This window comes from Pararhodospirillum photometricum DSM 122 (genome assembly GCF_000284415.1).
GTDB lineage: Bacteria > Pseudomonadota > Alphaproteobacteria > Rhodospirillales > Rhodospirillaceae > Pararhodospirillum > Pararhodospirillum photometricum.
In genome coordinates, this window is sequence record NC_017059.1 from 3,778,006 (window position 1) to 3,796,746 (window position 18,741).

The 18,741-nt window shown below is 65.8% G+C and carries 10 protein-coding genes and 1 pseudogene; 9 read left to right on the top strand and 2 right to left on the bottom strand.

What is annotated here, in order from left to right; genetic code table 11:
- Positions 1 to 206: 206 nt before the first annotated feature.
- The 5 genes and pseudogenes from RSPPHO_RS19475 (at position 207) to RSPPHO_RS16865 (ending at position 12,384) form a co-directional block, all read left to right on the top strand.
- Positions 207 to 2,624, top strand: coding sequence for a beta strand repeat-containing protein (locus RSPPHO_RS19475; protein WP_014416401.1), 2,418 nt, complete (start codon positions 207 to 209; stop codon positions 2,622 to 2,624).
- A 20-nt stretch (positions 2,625 to 2,644) separates the two neighbouring features.
- Positions 2,645 to 6,592 carry a beta strand repeat-containing protein gene (locus RSPPHO_RS16850; RefSeq protein ID WP_051013973.1) on the top strand — a complete coding sequence of 1,316 codons (3,948 nt, stop codon included), beginning with the start codon at positions 2,645 to 2,647 and terminating at the stop codon, positions 6,590 to 6,592.
- Positions 6,593 to 6,881: 289 nt separating this feature from the next.
- Positions 6,882 to 10,285: pseudogene (gene dnaE / locus RSPPHO_RS16855) on the top strand (DNA polymerase III subunit alpha).
- A 155-nt stretch (positions 10,286 to 10,440) separates the two neighbouring features.
- Positions 10,441 to 11,688 (top strand): hypothetical protein, encoded by a 1,248-nt coding sequence (locus RSPPHO_RS16860; protein ID WP_014416405.1) that lies wholly within the window; start codon positions 10,441 to 10,443, stop codon positions 11,686 to 11,688.
- A gap of 267 nt (positions 11,689 to 11,955) precedes the next feature.
- Positions 11,956 to 12,384: a hypothetical protein gene (locus RSPPHO_RS16865; protein WP_014416406.1), complete on the top strand. Its 429-nt coding sequence runs from the start codon at positions 11,956 to 11,958 to the stop codon at positions 12,382 to 12,384.
- Between the two features lie 140 nt (positions 12,385 to 12,524).
- Here RSPPHO_RS16865 and RSPPHO_RS16870 read toward each other — a convergent pair whose 3' ends face one another.
- Entirely contained in the window at positions 12,525 to 14,531 is a 2,007-nt protein-coding gene (locus RSPPHO_RS16870) for a hypothetical protein (RefSeq protein ID WP_014416407.1), read from the bottom strand.
- A gap of 125 nt (positions 14,532 to 14,656) precedes the next feature.
- On the opposite strand from RSPPHO_RS16870, the gene thiD reads away from it, so the two are divergent.
- From thiD to RSPPHO_RS16880, 3 genes are read left to right on the top strand one after another with little or no spacing between them, the layout of a single operon-like run.
- The gene (gene thiD, locus RSPPHO_RS21805; protein WP_339325391.1) at positions 14,657 to 15,178 is read left to right on the top strand and encodes a bifunctional hydroxymethylpyrimidine kinase/phosphomethylpyrimidine kinase; all 522 of its coding nucleotides are present in this window, start codon (positions 14,657 to 14,659) and stop codon (positions 15,176 to 15,178) included.
- Positions 15,178 to 15,462 (top strand): bifunctional hydroxymethylpyrimidine kinase/phosphomethylpyrimidine kinase, encoded by a 285-nt coding sequence (locus RSPPHO_RS21810; protein WP_339325392.1) that lies wholly within the window; start codon positions 15,178 to 15,180, stop codon positions 15,460 to 15,462. Before thiD ends, RSPPHO_RS21810 begins: the two co-directional genes overlap by 1 nt.
- A gap of 26 nt (positions 15,463 to 15,488) precedes the next feature.
- Positions 15,489 to 16,211: an alanyl-tRNA editing protein gene (locus RSPPHO_RS16880; protein WP_014416410.1), complete on the top strand. Its 723-nt coding sequence runs from the start codon at positions 15,489 to 15,491 to the stop codon at positions 16,209 to 16,211.
- Between the two features lie 61 nt (positions 16,212 to 16,272).
- Here the strand turns inward: RSPPHO_RS16880 and RSPPHO_RS16885 are convergent, their stop codons facing one another.
- A complete protein-coding gene (locus tag RSPPHO_RS16885; protein WP_014416411.1) occupies positions 16,273 to 17,247 on the bottom strand; it encodes a glycosyltransferase family 2 protein in 975 nt (324 codons plus the stop codon).
- Positions 17,248 to 17,661: 414 nt separating this feature from the next.
- Between RSPPHO_RS16885 and RSPPHO_RS16890 the strand changes: the two genes are divergently transcribed.
- Positions 17,662 to 18,684 carry an amino acid ABC transporter substrate-binding protein gene (locus RSPPHO_RS16890; protein ID WP_041796116.1) on the top strand — a complete coding sequence of 341 codons (1,023 nt, stop codon included), beginning with the start codon at positions 17,662 to 17,664 and terminating at the stop codon, positions 18,682 to 18,684.
- Positions 18,685 to 18,741: the final 57 nt, after the last annotated feature.

Consider the following 18,741-nt stretch of genomic DNA (forward strand, 5'->3'; position numbering starts at 1 on the left):
TGTTTATCTTCGAGGAGAAGAGCATACTGGCTCCCGAACCCTTGCCCCCAGAATGGAGGTTGTTCATGTCCTGCACTTCCTGGCTGAAGCCATGGTGCGTTTCTCTTAGCGGAACGCTCCTCTTAGAAAAAGCCCCTGTTCCCCGGGAAACGTCGAGCCCCCGCGACAAAGTCGCGGCCTCAGACAGCCACTAGTGGAGGACAGACATGGTATCGCCAATTTCAGGCTACACGCCAACGCAAGTCTCGGCGTTGACGACAGCCCAAATCGCGTCCTTGTCAACCTCCGACATCACGGAGATGACAACAGCGCAAGTTCAAGCGCTCACCACTGACCATATTAAGGTCCTGTCGACCGCCCAAATCAAAGCCTTCACCTCGACTCAGTTGGTCTTCTCGGCGTCTCAGCTGCAAATGTTCAGCAGCGCCGGGGTTGGCGCCCTGGAAACGGACTTCAATGCCCTCAAGGCAACCCAGGTCCAGGCCCTGTCCACCGCCCAACTCGCGGGGTTGACCAGCGCCCAACTCTCGGCCCTGACCACAGCCGACGTGCAGGAACTGACCAAGACGCAGGTGGGGGCCCTGTCCACCACCCAGTTCAAGTCGTTGACATCAGTCCAGATTGGCGCGCTCACCGCCACCCAGATCCAGGGACTGACCACCGCCGAGGTCGCCACCCTTACGTCATCCACCGTGGCCGCCATGACCAAGACGCAGGTCGCGTCTTTGACCACGAGCCAGATCACGAGTCTCGGCACCTCGGCCCTCACCGGCCTTTCCGGCGATCAGGTCGCCGGCCTGAGCGCAACCCAGGTCGGAGCGCTGACCACCGGCCAAGTCGCGGCCTTGCGCACCGCCGACATCGCCGAACTGACCACCACCCAGGTCGCGGCCCTCAGCACGGCGCAGATTGGAGCGCTCGGGACCGCCGCCCTCCAGACCCTCACCTCGGCCCAGACCGCCGCCCTGACCACCACGCAAGTGCGGTCGCTCTCGGTCACCCAATTGAACGGGTTGAGCACGGGTGACATCGGCGAATTCACCAAAACCCAGATCAGCGCGCTCTCCACATCACAAATTGCCGGCCTGTCCACCAAGGCCGTGTCGGCCCTCACCTCGGCCCAGGTAAGTGGCCTGGGGACCGGCCAACTGGCGGCGCTGACCACCGCCCAGGTCGCCGCCCTCACCACCGCCGATATTGGTGAGTTTTCGGCCACGCAGGTGGCCTCCCTCAGTGCAACCCAAATCCAGGCGCTCACCTCCGCCGATGTCGGGGCACTCACCAAGACCCAGGTCGGAGCGCTCACCACAGGCCAAGTCGCCGCACTCCTGACCAAGCAGGTCCAAAACCTCACCAGCGATCAGTTGAGTGCCCTGAGCGTGACCCAGGTTGGGGCGTTCAGCACGGCCCAGGTCAACGCGTTCTCCACCTCCACGGTAGCCGCCCTTAACAAGACGCAGCTCGCGGCCATGAGCACCGCCCAGGTCGCTGCTCTGGGCACGGCAGCCCTCGCCTCTCTCAACAGCACCCAGATGGGAAGCCTAACGGCAACCCAGATTGGCTCGCTCTCGACCGCCCAGGTCGCCAGCCTCAGCACGGCCGACATTCGCGAACTGATCAGCTCTCAGGTTGCGGCGTTGACGGTCACCCAACTCGGCGTGATCGGCACGGCAGCGCTCTCGGCTCTGACCAGCAGTCAGGTCCAGTCACTGACAACGGCGCAGATCCGGGCCTTGTCCACGGCTCAGATCGCCAGCCTCGGCACCGCCGATATCCAGGAACTGAACAAGACCCAAATCGGCGTGCTCACCACGACCCAGGTGGCGGCCATCAGCTCCACGGCGATTGCGGCCCTGACCTCGGGCCAGGTCTCTGGCCTCAGCTCGGCCCAGGTGGCCGCGCTGTCCACCAAGCAGATCCAGAGCTTGGGCACCGCTCAGGTTAACGCCCTTAGCGCCACCCAGGTGAAGGGTCTGACCACCGGCCAAGTCGCCGCCTTTACCACCGCCACGGTCGGCGGGCTCAATGCCACCTTGGTGGCCGCCCTCTCCACCGATCAGGTCGCCCGCCTGGGCACCGCGGCCCTCTCGGCCCTGACCTCGACGCAAGTCGCGGCCATGACCTCCGGCCAGATCGCCGCCCTCACCACCGCCCAGTTGGCCGGCCTTAGCACCGCTGATCTCGGCGAACTGACCAAGACCCAGGTCGGTGCGCTCTCCACCAGCCAGTTGGCCTCGTTGTCCTCCAAGGCCCTCTCGGCCCTGACCTCGGCCCAAGTCTCCGGCCTGACCACCGGTCAGATCCAGGGGCTGACCTCGGCCCAGATCGCCACCCTCGGCACCGCCGACATCGGTGAACTGACCGCCACCCAGGTCGGCGCGCTCACCTCCAAGCAGATCGCCAGCCTGACCACCGCGGGCGTCTCGGCCCTGACCTCCGCTCAGGTCGCCGCGCTCTCCACCGCCCAGGTGGGGGCTCTGACCACCGCCCAGGTCGGCGCGTTGAACACCAAGGACGTGACCGAGCTGACCAAGACCCAGGTTGGCGCCCTTGGCACCGCCCAGGTCGCGGCCTCAGTTCAGCGGCGGTCGGCGCTCTCAACGCTACCTTGCTCTCCGGTCTGACCACCGGTCAGGTCGCGGCTATGACCTCCAAGCAGGTCTCCAGCCTGACCTCGGCCCAGGTCGCCGCCCTGTCCACCGGGCAGATCCGGGCGCTCAGTTCGGCCCAGATCGGTGCCCTCTCGACCGATGGCTTGGCCGGCCTCACCGCCACCCAGATCTCCGGCCTGACCAACACCCAGGTCGCCGCCCTCGCGACCAAGACCGTGCTGGCCTTGAACGCGACCCAGACCGCTGCCCTGACCTCCGGGCAACTGTCGTCCCTGACCACGGCCCAGATCGCCGCCTTTGGCACCGCTGACATCGGCGAACTGACCAAGACCCAAATCGGTGCCCTGACCGCCACCCAGGTGGCGTCCATCAGCTCCACCGCCCTTGCCGCTTTGACCACAGCTCAGGTCTCTGGCCTCAGCTCGGCCCAGGTGGCTGCCCTGTCCACCAAGCAGATCCAGAGCTTGGGTACCGCTCAGGTTAACGCCCTCAGCGCCACCCAGGTGAAGGGTCTGACCACCGGCCAAGTCGCCGCCTTTACCACCGCCACGGTCGGCGGGCTCAATGCCACCTTGGTGGCCGCCCTCTCCACCGATCAGGTCGCCCGCCTGGGCACCGCGGCCCTCTCGGCCCTGACCTCGACGCAAGTCGCGGCCATGACGTCCGGCCAGATCGCCGCCCTCACCACCGCTCAGTTGGCCGGCCTTAGCACCGCTGATCTCGGCGAACTGASCAAGACCCAGGTCGGCGCGCTCTCCACCAGCCAGTTGGCCTCGTTGTCCTCCAAGGCCCTCTCGGCCCTGACCTCGGCCCAAGTCTCCGGCCTGACCACCGGTCAGATCCAGGGGCTCACCTCGGCCCAGATCGCCACGCTCGGCACCGCCGACATCGGTGAACTGACCGCGACCCAGGTCGGCGCGCTCACTTCCAAGCAGATCGCCAGCCTGACCACTGCGGGCGTCTCGGCCCTGACCTCCGCTCAGGTCGCCGCGCTCTCCACCGCCCAGGTGGGGGCTCTGACTACCGCCCAGGTCGGCGCGTTGAATACCAAGGACGTGACCGAGCTGAACAAGACCCAGGTCGGCGCCCTTGGCACCGCCCAGGTCGCGGCCCTCAGTTCGGCAGCGGTCGGCGCTCTCAACGCCACCTTGCTCTCCGGTCTGACCACCGGTCAGGTCGCGGCTATGACCTCCAAGCAGGTCTCCAGCCTGACCTCGGCCCAGGTCGCCGCCCTGTCCACCGGGCAGATCCGGGCGCTCAGTTCGGCCCAGATCGGTGCCCTCTCGACCGATGGCTTGGCCGGCCTCACCGCCACCCAGATCTCCGGCCTGACCAACACCCAGGTCGCCGCCCTCGCGACCAAGACCGTGCTGGCCTTGAACGCGACCCAGACCGCTGCCCTGACCTCCGGGCAACTGTCGTCCCTGACCACGGCCCAGATCGCCGCCTTTGGCACCGCTGACATCGGCGAACTGACCAAGACCCAAATCGGTGCCCTGACCGCCACCCAGGTGGCGTCCATCAGCTCCACCGCCCTTGCCGCTTTGACCACGGCTCAGGTCTCCGGCCTCAGCTCGGCCCAGGTGGCTGCCCTGTCCACCAAGCAGATCCAGAGCTTGGGCACCGCTCAGGTTAACGCCCTCAGCGCCACCCAGGTGAAGGGTCTGACCACCGGCCAAGTCGCCGCCTTTACCACCGCCACGGTCGGCGGGCTCAATGCCACCTTGGTGGCCGCCCTCTCCACCGATCAGGTCGCCCGCCTGGGCACCGCGGCCCTCTCGGCCCTGACCTCGACGCAAGTCGCGGCCATGACCTCCGGCCAGATCGCCGCCCTCACCACCGCTCAGTTGGCCGGCCTTAGCACCGCTGATCTCGGCGAACTGACCAAGACCCAGGTCGGCGCGCTCTCCACCAGCCAGTTGGCCTCGTTGTCCTCCAAGGCCCTCTCGGCCCTGACCTCGGCCCAAGTCTCCGGGTTGAGCACCAAACAGATCCAGGGGCTGACCACCGCCCAGGTGGCAGGACTGGCGACCGCTGACATCGGCGAACTGTCTGCCACCCAGGTGGGGGCACTCACGTCCTCGCAGATTGCCAGCCTGACCACGGCCAACGTTTCGGCCCTGACGTCGGCCCAGATGGCCGCGCTCTCCACGGCTCAGGTCGGGGCCCTGACCACGGGCCAAATCGCCTCCTTGTCGTCGGCAGACGTCAAGGAACTGAACAAGACCCAGATCAGTGCGCTGACGACGGCCCAGGTGGCCGCGCTCAACACCTCGGCCCTGGGGGCGATGAGCACGGCGCAGATGTCGGGTCTGTCCACGGCCCAGGTCGCCGCGCTGTCCACCAAGCAGATCCAGGCGTTGGGGACCGCCCAAGTCGCGGGTCTGACGACGTCGCAAATCAAGGGCTTGAGCACCGCGCAGATTGGTGCTCTGGCAACCTCGGCCCTGGCCGGTCTGTCCGCGACCCAAGTGGCGTCGTTGACGACCACCCAGGTGGCGGGCCTGTCCACGGCCAGCCTCGCGGCCCTGTCTTCCACCCAGGTGGCGGGCATGACCTCGGCCCAGGTGCAGGCGTTGACGACAGCTCAGGTCGCATCCCTGAGCACGGCCGATGTGGGTGAGCTGACCAAGACACAGGTGAGCGCCCTCACGACGACCCAGGTTGCCGCCCTGAGTTCGACGGCGGTGACGGCCCTGAGTTCGGCGCAGGTCTCCGGCCTGACCACGGGTCAGATCCAGGCCCTGACCACCAAGCAGATCCAGAGCCTTGGGACCGCCCAGGTGGCGGCCCTGAGCAACACCCAGGTCGCGTCGTTGACGACGACCCAGGTCTCGGCGTTCACCACCACCACGGTGGGCGGGTTGACCAAGACCCAGGTCGCGGCCCTGACCACCAACCAGCTGGGACGTCTGTCCACGACGGCGCTGTCGGCTTTGACCTCGACCCAGGTCTCTGGTCTGACCAACACCCAGGTGGCCGCGCTCTCCACCGCCCAGATCGCCGGCCTGACCACGGCCGACGTGGGTGAGTTGAGCAAGACCCAGGTGGGCGCCCTGACCACCACCCAACTGGCGGCGATGAGTTCGGCGCAGGTGTCGGCCTTGTCGTCGGCGCAAGTGTCGGGCCTGACCACCGCCCAGCTGAAGTCCCTGACCACCGCGCAGGTGGCGGGTCTCTCAACGGCGGATGTTCAGGAACTGTCGGCCACCCAACTGGCGGCTCTGTCCACGACCCAGGTCGCGGCTCTGAGTTCGGCGGCGGTGGGCACCCTGACCACGGCGCAGGCGGCGGCGTTGACCACGGCGCAGGTGGGGGCTCTGTCCACCAAGCAGGTGTCCAGCCTGGGTTCCACCCAGGTCGCGGCCCTGACGGCAACCCAGGTCAAGGCCTTGGGCACGGGCCAGGTGAACGCGATCGCCACCGACGCTCTGGCGGGCCTCAAGGCCACCCAGGTGGCGGCGCTGACCAGCGATCAGGTCGCGGCGCTCTCCACCAAGTCGCTCTCGACCCTGACCTCGGCCCAAGTGAGCGGGTTCACCTCGGCGCAGATTGCGGCGATGACCACGACCCAGCTCAATGGTCTGACGACGAGCGACATCGGCGAGTTCACCAAGACCCAGGTGTCCGCGCTGACGACGAGCCAGATGAAGGCCTTGAGCACCGCCAACCTGTCGGCTCTGACCTCGGCCCAGGTGTCTGGCCTGTCCTCTGGACAGATCCAGGCGCTGACGACCGCCCAGATCCGTGGTCTGACGACGGCGGACATTGGTGAACTGAACAAGACCCAAGTGGGGGCGCTGGCGACAAGCCAGATCCCGGGCCTGAGCACGGCTCAGATCGAGTCGTTCTCCACGGTTCAGATTACCGGCCTGACCACGTCGCAACTGTCGGCCCTGACCACGGCGCAGGCGGCGGCCTTCACCACGACGCAGACCGCGGCGATGACGACGGCGCAGCAAGCGGCCCTGCCGGGCTGACCTGTGTGATCCAATCGGGAGAGGGCTCCGGCCCTCTCTCCTCCTCTTCAAGGGCCCTTCGCGCGGGGGCCCTTTTTTTTGAAGGAAGGCCTGGGGAGGCGCGGGCCTTCCCAGCCCCTCGGTCTCGTTGGTCCCTTGCCTGTTTTTTTGGCCAGATGACGCAAGAGAACAGTCGTGGCACAGTGGGGGGATGAACGACATGGCTCCCTCCCCCCCTTCGCCCCGCCCCTCGTCCGAGGGGTTTGTTCATTTGCGGGTCCACACCGCACTGTCGCTGTCGGAAGGCGCGATGGCGGTCAAGGCCCTGGTCAAACTGTGCCACAGTCGCAAAATGCCGGCGGTGGCCGTGACCGACACCGGCAACTTGTTTGCCTCGCTGGAGTTTTCCGTCACGGCGGCGGACATGGGAATCCAGCCGATCATCGGATGCCAACTGGCGGTCCGCAACGAAGAGGTGAAGGAAGGAGGGTTTGGCGCCTCGCGCGACACCCGGGCCCCCGACCCCGACGCCCTGGTCCTGCTTGCCAAGGATGGAGCCGGCCTCGCGAACCTGACAAAGCTGGTCTCCAAAGCGTTCCTGGAAACGGAAGCGGGCGAGACTCCCCAGGTCCGTCTGGCCGACATTGAGGCGCGCAACGAAGGCTTGATCTTGCTGACCGGCGGTATGGCGGGGCCGGTGGGGCGCCTGCTCAAGGCCGACCGCACCGACGACGCCCGGCAGATGCTGGAGCGGCACAAGGCATGTTTTGGCGATCGGGTGTATGTGGAGCTCCAGCGGCACGGTCTGCCCGACGAAGACCGCATTGAACCGGCGTTCATCGACTTGGCCTATGCGCTGGACCTGCCGTTGGTGGCCACCAACGAGCCTTTCTTTGCCGAGCGCGACCAGTTCGAGGCCCACGACGTCTTGATTTGCATGTCGCAAAAGACGGTGCTCAACGATCCCAACCGCCGCCGTCTGACGCCCGAGCATTATTTCAAGAGCGCTGAGGAAATGCGCACCCTGTTCGCCGATCTCCCGGAAGCGGTGGACAATACCTTGGTGATTGCCACGCGCTGCGCGGTGATGACCGAGAAGCGCAAGCCCATCTTGCCGCACAGCCCGGCGGTCAAGGGGCGCACCGAGGCCGAGGCCTTGTGCGCCATGGCGAGCGAGGGCCTGGAGAAGCGCCTGGGAAAAAACGTTTTCCGGCCTGACATGGACGAGGCCGAGCGCGAGGCCGTGGCGAGGCCGTACCGGGAGCGCCTTGCTTACGAGCTTGATGTCATTGTCAAAATGGGGTTTCCTGGCTACTTTCTGATTGTGGCCGACTTTATTCAGTGGGGCAAGGACAAGGGCATCCCGGTGGGGCCGGGGCGCGGATCGGGCGCGGGCTCGGTGGTGGCCTGGGCCTTGACCATCACCGATCTTGATCCGTTGCGGTTTTCGCTGCTGTTCGAGCGCTTTTTGAACCCCGAGCGCGTGTCGATGCCCGACTTCGACATCGACTTCTGCCAGGACCGGCGCGAAGAGGTGATCCGCTACGTTCAGCGGGAATACGGGGCCGACCGGGTGGCCCAGATCATCACCTTTGGAAAGCTCCAGGCCCGGGCGGTGCTGCGCTCGGTGGGCCGGGTGCTGCAAATGCCTTTAGGGTATGTGGATCGCATTTGCAAACTGGTGCCCAACAATCCGGCCAACCCGGTGACCTTGGTGCAAGCCATTGAAGGCGAACCACAGTTGCAAGCCTTGCGCGACGAGGACCCGGCCGTGGCCAAGCTGCTGGCCATCGGGCAGGCGCTGGAGGGCCTGTACTCCCACGCCTCGACCCACGCGGCCGGGGTGGTGATCGCCGACCGGCCGCTGGACCAGTTGGTCCCGGTGTATCGCGACCCCAACTCAGACATGCCCGTCACCCAGTTCAACATGAAGTGGGTGGAACAAGCGGGCCTCGTCAAATTCGACTTCCTCGGCCTCAAGACCTTGACCGTGCTCGCCATGGCGGTCCGGCTGCTGGAAAAAACGGGGTCCTCCTTGATCTTTCGACCCTGCCGCTGGATGACCGGCCGACCTATGCCATGCTGGGCCGGGGCGAGACAAGCGGGGTGTTCCAGTTGGAAAGCACAGGGATGCGCGATGTCTTGCGCGGCCTCAAGCCCGACACCTTGGAGGACATCATCGCCGTTGTGGCTCTGTACCGCCCGGGCCCGATGGACAACATCCCCAGTTACATCAAGCGCAAAAACGGCGAGGAGGAGGTGGTCTACCTCCATCCCGACTTGGAATCCATTCTGAAGGAGACCTACGGCATCCTGATTTATCAGGAGCAGGTGATGCAAGCCGCCCAGATCATGGCCGGCTACTCCCTGGGCGGCGCCGACCTGCTGCGCCGGGCCATGGGCAAAAAGATCCAAGCCGAGATGGACGAACAGCGGGCGATCTTTGTCCAAGGCGCCAAGGCGCGCGGCACCGCCGAGGCCAAGGCGAGCGAGGTCTTTGACCAAATCGCCAAGTTCGCCGGCTATGGTTTCAACAAGTCTCATGCGGCTGCTTATGCGTTGGTGGCTTATCACACGGCGTATTTGAAGGCGAACCACCCGGTCGAGTTCATGGCGGCGACCATGACCTACGACATGCACAACACCGACAAGCTGGCGGCCTTCAAGGTCGAACTGCGGCGCTTGGGGATTCCCTTGCTAGGGCCGGATGTGAACCACTCCGAGGCCCAGTTTTCGGTGGAGGACGGGGCGGTACGCTATGCCCTGGGGGCCATCCGCAACGTGGGCGAGGCGGCAATGGCTGCCTTGGTGGCCGAGCGCACGGCGAACGGACGCTTTCGCAGTCTGGCGGACTTCGTGTCTCGCATCGACCCGCGTCTGGTCAACCGGCGCTTGCTGGAAAACCTGATCAAAGCCGGCGCTCTCGATAGCTTGCACCCGGATCGGGGGGCTTTGATGGCCAACGTCGAGGTCTTGATGCGCCACGCGCAGACGGCCGCCGAAGACCGGGCCTCCAGCCAATCCAGCCTGTTTGGCGGTCCGGGGAGCGGAGGCGTGCCCCTCAAGCTGGCACCGGCGACCGCGTGGTCGGTGACGGAGACCCTGACCCGCGAGCGCGAAGCCATTGGCTTTTACCTGTCGGCCCATCCGCTTGATGTTTATGGCGAGGCGCTGGAGCGACTCGATGTAGTGCCGCTGGCGCTGTTGGCGGGGCATCTGCGCAATGGCGGCTCCGGGGGGGTACGCCTCGCGGTCACCCCGGGGGCCCGCAAGGAGCGCATCGGCAAGTCGGGCAACCGCTATGCCTTTGTCGAGATGTCCGACGCCACGGGGACCGTTGAGGGCATGATGTTTTCCGAAGTGCTAGCGCTATCGCGCGAGACCTTGGATCTGGGGCGGCCCTTGCTGGTGCGGGTCGATGCCCGGCTGGAGGGTGAAGAGGTCCGCATGCTGATCCAGGGCGTGGAGTTGCTCGACGACGCGGTGGCCCGGGCGACGCATCGCATCAAGGTGACGCTCCGCGAGGCCTCGCCGGTGCCAGCGCTGCGTGACCTCTTAAGCCGCGATGGCGTGGGCAACCGCACGGTGATCCTGGTGGCGGTTTTGGAGGACAAGGAAGTGGAGATCCGGCTCAAGGATGGGTTTGCGCTGAAGGCCCAAACCTTGGCCGCCTTGCGCGATTTGCCGGGGATCGTTGGCGTGCGCGAGGTGTAGGGAGAAGGAAAGGAAGGCTCGGAAGGCACGGCCTCCCCAGACCCCCTTGGTCCTTGGAATCTTAAGAAATGCGGGGGCCTTCGTTTTTGGGGGCGGTACGCTCAGAAGAGGCGTAAAAATAAGCCCAAGCGTGCCCGGAGCAAGGAGAAACGGGGATGAGTGGATTAAACGGATGGCGTCAAATCTGGTTTTGGCCGCTCGCACCGCAGGCCGAGGCACAGTGGCAAGCGGCGGCCCGCCTGACTCTTGAGGTCGAGGTGGACAACCGTACCCTGGCTTTACGCGCGGCCCTCCCCCGCGTGGAAGTCGTCAAGCTAGCCACGGGGGGGGCCGTCTTGGTGGTCGAGGCCGACTTTGGGAGCAGCAGTGCCACCCGGCCCTTGGAACGCCCTGATCTCAGCGTAGAAGATCCGGTCGGCACGGCCCGACGCCGCGCTGTGAGCGTGGACGATGTGCGCAAGGTCAGCGACATCCTGCGCCGGGGCCACGCCAAGGTGGTGTGGCTGGACGATGACGGACGGCCACTGCCCCATCCCGGGCTGGAGACGCCCCCCGGCGGCGCAATGCCGCTGGTCAGCCTCTTGGATCTGCCGGCCGGCACGCCGGCCGCCGAATGGACCGTCTTGTTCCGGGCCGACGACGTGGTCCGCCAGGACGACTTGGCCGACGGCAGCCGGCGCTTGGTCCTCAAGGGCGGTCATGCCCTGATCGGCGGAACCCCGTCGGACGACATCCGGGCGCGGGAAGAGGCCCTGGTCCTGGCCGCCCTCGGGGAGCGGCTGGCCCTCGACGCCCTTGACGCCCGGCTCACCGCAGCGCTCGCTAGCGACGACGACACCCAGGACCGTACCTTGCTGGCGATCGAGCAAGACACCCTGCGCCGCCGCCTCCCCCTGCCCTCGCGCCGCGCCCTCGACCCCCTGACGCCGTGGCGCCAAGCCCTGGGCCTGGAGGAGGACACCGCCGCCTTCGCCCAAACCCTGGAGGCCGCCCTGGCCCATGCCCAAGCCCGCCGCCACGTCCGCCACGCTGAAACCGGCCAGAGCTTCAGCGTCATTGTCAGTGTCGGGCTGGTCGTCTTGGTGATCGTCAGCGCCTTGGGGATGAACACGGTCCTGGCCCAGGAGATTTTGCAAGCCACCGTGCGCCGGGTTCATCTGTTCTTGGTGCCGGGTCGGCCTGACCTGCCGCACATTGGACTGGTCTCTCTTTATGTCCACCTGACGGCAGTTCTCCTGATCACTGCGGCCGGCGGCTGGCTGGGACGCACGGTGATTGATGCCTTAGTGTCGGAGCGCGATCGGCTGGGAGCACGGGTGGGCCGCTTCCTGGGGCGCCTGACCGGAGGCACCCTGTGGACGGCGGTGGTGCTGTTCTTGTTCGTCTTCTTCATGACGCGATAAGGCCGCCCGCCGGGGAGGAGGGGTGTGGGGAGGCCCGCCTCCCCAGCCTTTCTTTTTAAGGACATTGCGACAAATTTTTAGACAATACATCCTAATGTTTCTAAAAGAAAAACAGAATGAATACATCCCCCTTGCCTTGGCCTCGGGGCTTGGGCATGATTCTCGCTACAGATGTTTCACCCCGCCTCCCGACACCTTTTCCGAGGTGAAAGAAAGGGGGGTGACCAAGGCGCTCCCCAACGAAGGCGCCGTCAAGGAGGCGAGATCATGGGAACCACTTACTATTGGCTGCTCAAGCCGGACGCGTCCCTCTCCCCGGGGCTGCTCGCGTCCCCCGACGTTCTGCCGATCGGTCGGGAATCTTGGGGCTGGCGTTTTCTTTTCAGTGGCCACGAAGCCCTGCGCTCGTGGGCAGACTGGAAGGAGCTTCTCCAAAACCGCGGCACCATTTTAAACAACTACGGCCGCCCGGTCGGATTCGATCTATTGCGCGACGTGGTCGAGAGCCGTCGCGGTGTTTCGCCCCATCTGTGCCGCATCGCCTATGGCCGTGACGAGACGTGGCGGGACCCCGAAGGCTATCTGTTCGTCTGCCGGAACAAGTTCCCCCAAACCGCCCTCCTGCCAACCGTCTCGACGCCGCGGTCCCGGCTACGCGCCAGCGGCCCACGGCCTGCAACCATCGCTGCGGCCTAAGGTCCCTGGCAAGGGCCCCCGGAGAAGAAAAAAAGGCTGGGAAGCGCGCCTCCCCAGCCCCTACCGCTTTTTGGACAACGCTGGACGCAAAAACAAAAACCGAGAGCGCCGCGACCGGATCCGATAAAACGCACGGCGCTCTAGGGAAGGGAGAGGCTGGCCACCAGGGTGGCAAGGTCTGCTCGGGCCTGTTCTTCTTCATGACGGGCTTCCGCTACCTGACTCTCCAGCGCATTTTGCCGCTCGTCGAGTTGCCCCAAGCGATCAAGGAAGCGGGTGTGCAGATCCCCCCCCGGGGGCACCGCCTGAAGGTTTTTACGCACGCCTTCCTGCGCAGCGGCCACTTCGGCCAAATCTTGCCGGATTTGTTGCACCCGGCTTTCGTATTGGGCGACCCGAGCGGCAAGTTGGGCCAGCCCTTCCACGGCGTGACGCTCCTTGTCGCTCAGACTGCCGTCAGCCGACAGCCGGGCCAGGGCCTCAGCCTCCAGACCGCCGGCTTCCAGCGTTTCCATCTCGGTGCGCTCCTGCCGGACGACAAGCGTCTTCTCTTCCCCCGCAGCCACCTCCAGGCTCAAGCGATGGACCCCGGCCATCGCCTGAACCGCGACTCCGTCGGGGGGAACCAAGGTCCAACCGGGGCGCGCCGGATGGTCAATGATCACCGTTCGAGGCTCGGCGGCGGCGTTGCGCAAACCATAGGTGGTCTCGGCACGGGCCACTTGGCGTAAGGACAGCACCCCGCGCGCCGCTCCCAGACCGGCGACCCGGCGATCTTCTTCCCGGTCTTGCCGCACCACCACATCGTGATCGACGGCAAAAGCCAGCAGGCGGCTTTCCCCCGGGGGCAAGGACGTCAAGCGGGCATCGCCCAGATAGGCAAGGCCGCCACGGGTCTCTTCTGTCAGACTCACGGCCCCCGGCGGCAGGGCGGTGTCGGTGCTGTTGGTGATCTCAACAGCGGCCAAAGGACGCAGATCGCCGGTCTCGGGCCGAAGATGGGACACCCGGCGCACCGGTACGCCCCGATCAACCAGGGGGGCCATCAAGGTCTGGCCGCGGCCCAGGCTGATCGGCGCAGGGAAGGTGTAGACCACCTGGGCGGTCACGACGTCGGCCACCGCTTCAACCGGTTCCGGCCCGCCCCCGCCGGCCTCCTGGTCGGCGGCCAGACCACGCGCCAGGGCCATCGGGGCCGCCAGGGGAGCGGGAGGCGAGAAGGCGGCCTTGGCCTGCATCACCGGGGGAGCGTGGTCGGGAGGGGGCAGAACCCGGCCTTCGATCTCGACGGGAACCAACGGCCGCTCGACCCAATAGGGGGCATACAACTCTTGGCGAAAGGTGACAGGAGCGCCAGAAACAACCGACAAGCGCGCATCAAGCCAATCCTGACCGGTCAGATTTTCCAAAACGGCCCAGCCGGCCAGCCGCCCCTCGGCGCCGGTTGCGGGCAGGCCCAGGCGATAGCTGGCCTTCCACAACGGGGCCTCGGCAACATAGGCCAAGCGCACGGTTCGGGGTCCGCCTGGGGCTGGCAGAATCTCAAGGGTGCGCAAATCCTTGTGGACCTGGGCCGCCAGGGCCGCCAGGGCGCTGCGCACGGCCGCCGCTAGGTCGGGATCGTCAAAGGACAGGCTTTCGGCCTCTTCCAAGACCACCTGCCGCACGCCTTGCGCCGTCATCAAGCCCAGCCGATGCCGGCGGGTGGGAGGGTCGCCGGCCTGCTCCTCGGTCACGCTCAACACCCGACCACTGAAGCCACGGGCTCCCGCAACCGTGACACTGGCCCCTTTGAGGGCCTCGAATAACGCCGCCGGGCTCGCCAAGTCCTCCTCGGTGACGGGCAGATCGCGAAAAACTTCGGCCAAAGGCGCCTGACCGGCCAAGCGCACCATAGTAACCGGACCGGTGGAATCGCTGACCATCAAGCTGCGCAGCACGTCGTCCACCTGATCGCGGCGAACCACAAGAGCAAGCGGCTGACCGGCGTCGTTCACCGTGGCAGTGTACTCATAAAGAGCCACGCCCCCGGTAGACATAACCACCCGGCGCAACAGGGGCTCGGCAGCCCCGGCCGACGCCGCGAAACAGGCCAGGAGACTAAAGCCTACCCCCAGGCAGGCCGGGCGCAACGCAAAACGGTTCATGCAAGGACCCTCGGGGGAGAAGAGGACGAAACCGGATCATCGCACGGGCAAGACGTCTTGACACCCCCTTGCCGCACCTTTCCTAAATGGACGTCCACCCATCCGCTGGAAAAAAGGGAAATCGCATGCAAGGGCGGGTTCTGATCATTGCCGGATCGGATTCGGGCGGCGGCGCCGGGATCCAGGCCGACCTCAAGACCGTCACGGCCCTGGGCGGGCACGCAGCCACGGCGCTGGCGGCCCTCACGGCCCAGAATACCCTGGGAGTCCAGGGGGTCTTGCCGGTCCCGCTCGACTTCATCCGCCTGCAAATGCGCATGGTCCTGGAGGATATCGGCGCCGACGCCCTCAAGACCGGCATGCTGGCCACCCGCGAGGTCATTGAAACGGTGGCCGACGAAATCACCACCAGCGCTCCCGGCGTGCCCCTGGTCGTCGATCCGGTGATGGTGGCCAAGGGCGGTTATCGTTTGCTGGAAGATGCGGCGACCGAAGCGTTGATCGAGCGCCTCGCGCCGCTGGCCACCGTCTTGACCCCCAACGTCCCCGAGGCCGAAGTCCTGGTGGGCCACGCCCCTGCCCGACCTCGCGGCCCTCGAAGACGCCGGCCACGCCTTACGCGCCCGGGGGCCCCCAGGCGGTGTTGATGAAGGGCGGCCATCTGCCGGGCGACATCGTGACCGACCTGTTGATCACCGCCGAGGGCGTGACCCGCTTTGCCGCACCGCGCCTTGACACCCGCTCGACCCACGGCACCGGCTGCACCCTGGCCTCGGCCATTGCGGTTGGCTTGGCCCAGGGCCGGCCGTTGGTTTCGGCGGTGGCTCGGGCCCGGGCCTATGTCCGCCGCGCCATGGAGACCGCCCCTGGCCTGGGCCGAGGCCACGGTCCCCTCAACCACGCCTGCACCGTCGCCCCGTTTGAGGGGTAAGTCGCCCACACTCCCAGGAGCCCGCCATGGTTCAAACCTTGACCGAAGAGATTTTCCGCGAGGACGCCACCGCCCGCACTTGCGAGGCCACGGTCGTGGCGGTACGCCCCGGCGGGCTCGTGCTGGACCGCACGGTTTTTTATCCCCAAGGCGGGGGTCAGCCGGGCGACACGGGCGCCCTGAGCCTCGGCGACGGCACGGTCCTGACGGTCTGCGACACGGTTTATGACGCCGAGGACGGTGCCATTGTCCATGTCTTGGCCCCCGATACCCCCGCGCCGGCGCCGGGCGCCTCGGTGAACGCCACCATCACCTGGGAGCGACGCCATCGCCTGATGCGGCTGCATACCTGTTTGCACCTCATCAGCCGCTTGACCGGCGGCAAGATCACCGGGGCCGGGATCGGCGAAGACAAAGGCCGCATCGACCTTGACCTTCCGGGCCCGCCCCCCGATCGCGAGGCGTTGGCCCAGCGCCTGAGCGAGGCCCTAGCCAGCGATGCGCCGGTGCGCGTGCGCTGGATCACCGACGCCGAGTTGGATGCCCAACCCGACTTGGTGCGCACCCTTAGCGTTGCGCCGCCGCGTGGGTCGGGGCGGGTGCGGTTGGTCGAGATCGAGGGGGTGGATGTGCAGCCCTGCGGCGGCACCCATGTCCGCTCCCTGGGCGAGATCGCCCCGGTGCGTCTGGGTAAGATCGAGAGCAAGGGCAAGCAGAACCGGCGGATTACCGTGGTTTTAGACGACTAAGAGAAATAAAAAAGGCAGGCTGGGGAGGCGGGCCTCCCCAGACCCCTCGGTCCCGAGGGGATCAGGCCGAGGGTTGGCCTCGGATTACGGATTTGATGGTGTAGTTGGTCTTGCCTTGGCTCTCGAAATAGATGCGCACCAGCAGTTCGGCGACCAAGCCCAGGAGCATGCACATCATGCCAGTGATCACGCACATGGCCGAGAGGAGCATCAGGGGAGTCTGGTTGAGGTGGATGTCCTCGAACAAGCGCAGCCAGATGCCGCCAGCCAAGGAGAAAAACGCCACGACGAACAAGAAAAATCCAAGGCCGCCAAAGACATAGATTGGCTTTGTCTCAAACTGGGTGAGGAACTTGACGACCATCAGGTCAAGCAGCACCTTGATGATGCGATTGAGGCCATACTTGGATTTCCCGGCGACCCGGGGATGATGGCGCACCGGCACCTCGGTGATGCGCGCCCCTTGCCAGCGGGCGTAAATGGGCACAAAGCGGTGCATCTCGCCATAGAGGCGATAGCCCGACAGAACCTCGCGGCGGTAGGCCTTCAAGGTACAGCCATAATCACTGAGCGGCACCCCGGACACCGTGGAGATCAGCCAGTTGGCGATCTTGCTGGGGAAGGTCCGGGTCAGGGCATCGTCCTGACGTTCCTTGCGCCAGCCCGACACCACGTCAAAGCCCTCGTCGAGCTTGGCCAGCAGCAAGGGAATATCGCGGGGATCGTTTTGCAGGTCCCCGTCCATGGGGATGATAATGTCGCCCTGGGCGTGGTCGATCCCGGCCATCATGGCGGCCGTTTGCCCGACGTTGCGCCGGAAGGTGACAACGGTCAGGGCGCGGTAGCATTCGGTGGCGGCGGCCAGACGCTGGGCCGTGGCGTCCGAGCTGCCATCATCAACCATGATGACTTCGTAGGGGCGCGTGAGGCAGGTCAGGGCGTCGAACAGGGCGCTACACAGGGGATCGACATTATCTTCCTCGTTGTAGAGGGGAATGACGATCGACAGCAGCCCCGCGACGGGTGTGTCGCTCATGACTCGGGTTCCTTACGGCCGTGATGACTTAAATGAGGGCACCTCGCGGCCAGACGAACACCATCGGGTGTCAGGCGGCAAGGGACAGAAGATCCGTTCAGGCAAGCGGCCCGCCGGCCTCCCCGCCGCGTCGCGCCTTGTCAGATGCCCCGCTTCTAACGGAATCAACGGCGCCTCGCAAGCTCCCTGCCGGGACGGCTCTTGGGTAAGGCAAGGGGAGAGATCCGCTGAAAAAAAGAAAAGGCTGGGGAGGCCCTCCCCCACCAAGATGCCCGAGTTTCCAGCCTGGATTTGCCTCGGGCCGCTTTTTTTGGCAGGAAAAGAGTCCGGCATCGCGTTTACGATGCTCGCTGGCGTCGTGCGCAGCGACGCGGATTTTGAGAAGAGCCCATTTTTCACAAGGGAGTGTGTCCGATGAGAAAGCTGATAGCCGCCCTGGCCACCGTGGGCGCGGTCGGCGCCTGGTCCGTGGGCCCCGCCGCCGCGGGGGAAACCCTGGACGCGGTCAAGGCTCGTGGCGAGCTGATTTGCGGCGTGAACACGGGACTTCCCGGCTTTTCCCTCCCCGACGACAAAGGCCACTGGACCGGCATCGACGCCGATGTGTGTCGCGGCGTAGCAGCGGCGGTCCTGGGCGATGCCAACAAGGTCAAATTCGTTCCGCTGACCGCCAAAGAGCGCCTGACCGCCCTTCAGTCCGGCGAGATCGACATTTTGTCGCGCAACACCACCTGGACGCACTCGCGCGACACCACCATGGGCGTGAGCTTTACCGGCACCACCTATTATGACGGCCAGGGCTTCTTGGTGCGGAAGGCCCTGGGCGTGACAAGCGCCAAGCAACTTGACGGCGCGTCCATCTGTATTCTCTCGGGTACCACGACCGAGCTGAACGTGGCCGACTACTTCCGCACCAAGGGCATGAAGTTCAGCCCGGTGGTGTTCGACAACGCGGACCAGACCTCGCAGGGCTTCGAGTCGGGCCGCTGCGACGTTCTGACCTCGGACCAATCCCAGTTGTATGCCCTGCGCCTCAAGCTGTCGGATCCGGCCTCGGCCGTGGTGCTGCCGGAAGTGATTTCCAAGGAGCCGCTGGGCCCGTCGGTGCGCCAGGGCGATGACCAGTGGTTCTCGATCGTGCGTTGGGCCCTGTTTGCCCAGCTCAATGCCGAGGAGTTGGGGGTGACCTCGGCCAACGTCGATGAGAAGAAGGCCAGCACCGATCCCAACGTGCGGCGCCTGCTGGGCACCGATGGCGACCTGGGCAAACAGATGGGCCTGACCAACGAGTGGGCCTACAACATCGTCAAGCAGGTCGGCAATTACGGCGAAATCTTCGAAAAGAACCTGGGCAAAAGCTCGCCGCTGCAAATCGCACGCGGTCTGAATGCCTTGTGGACCCAAGGCGGCATTCAGTACGCCCCGCCGGTCCGCTAAAGGGAACCGGGCCCCGGGAACTTCGGTTCCCGGGCCTTTTTTGTTCGTTCTCGGAAC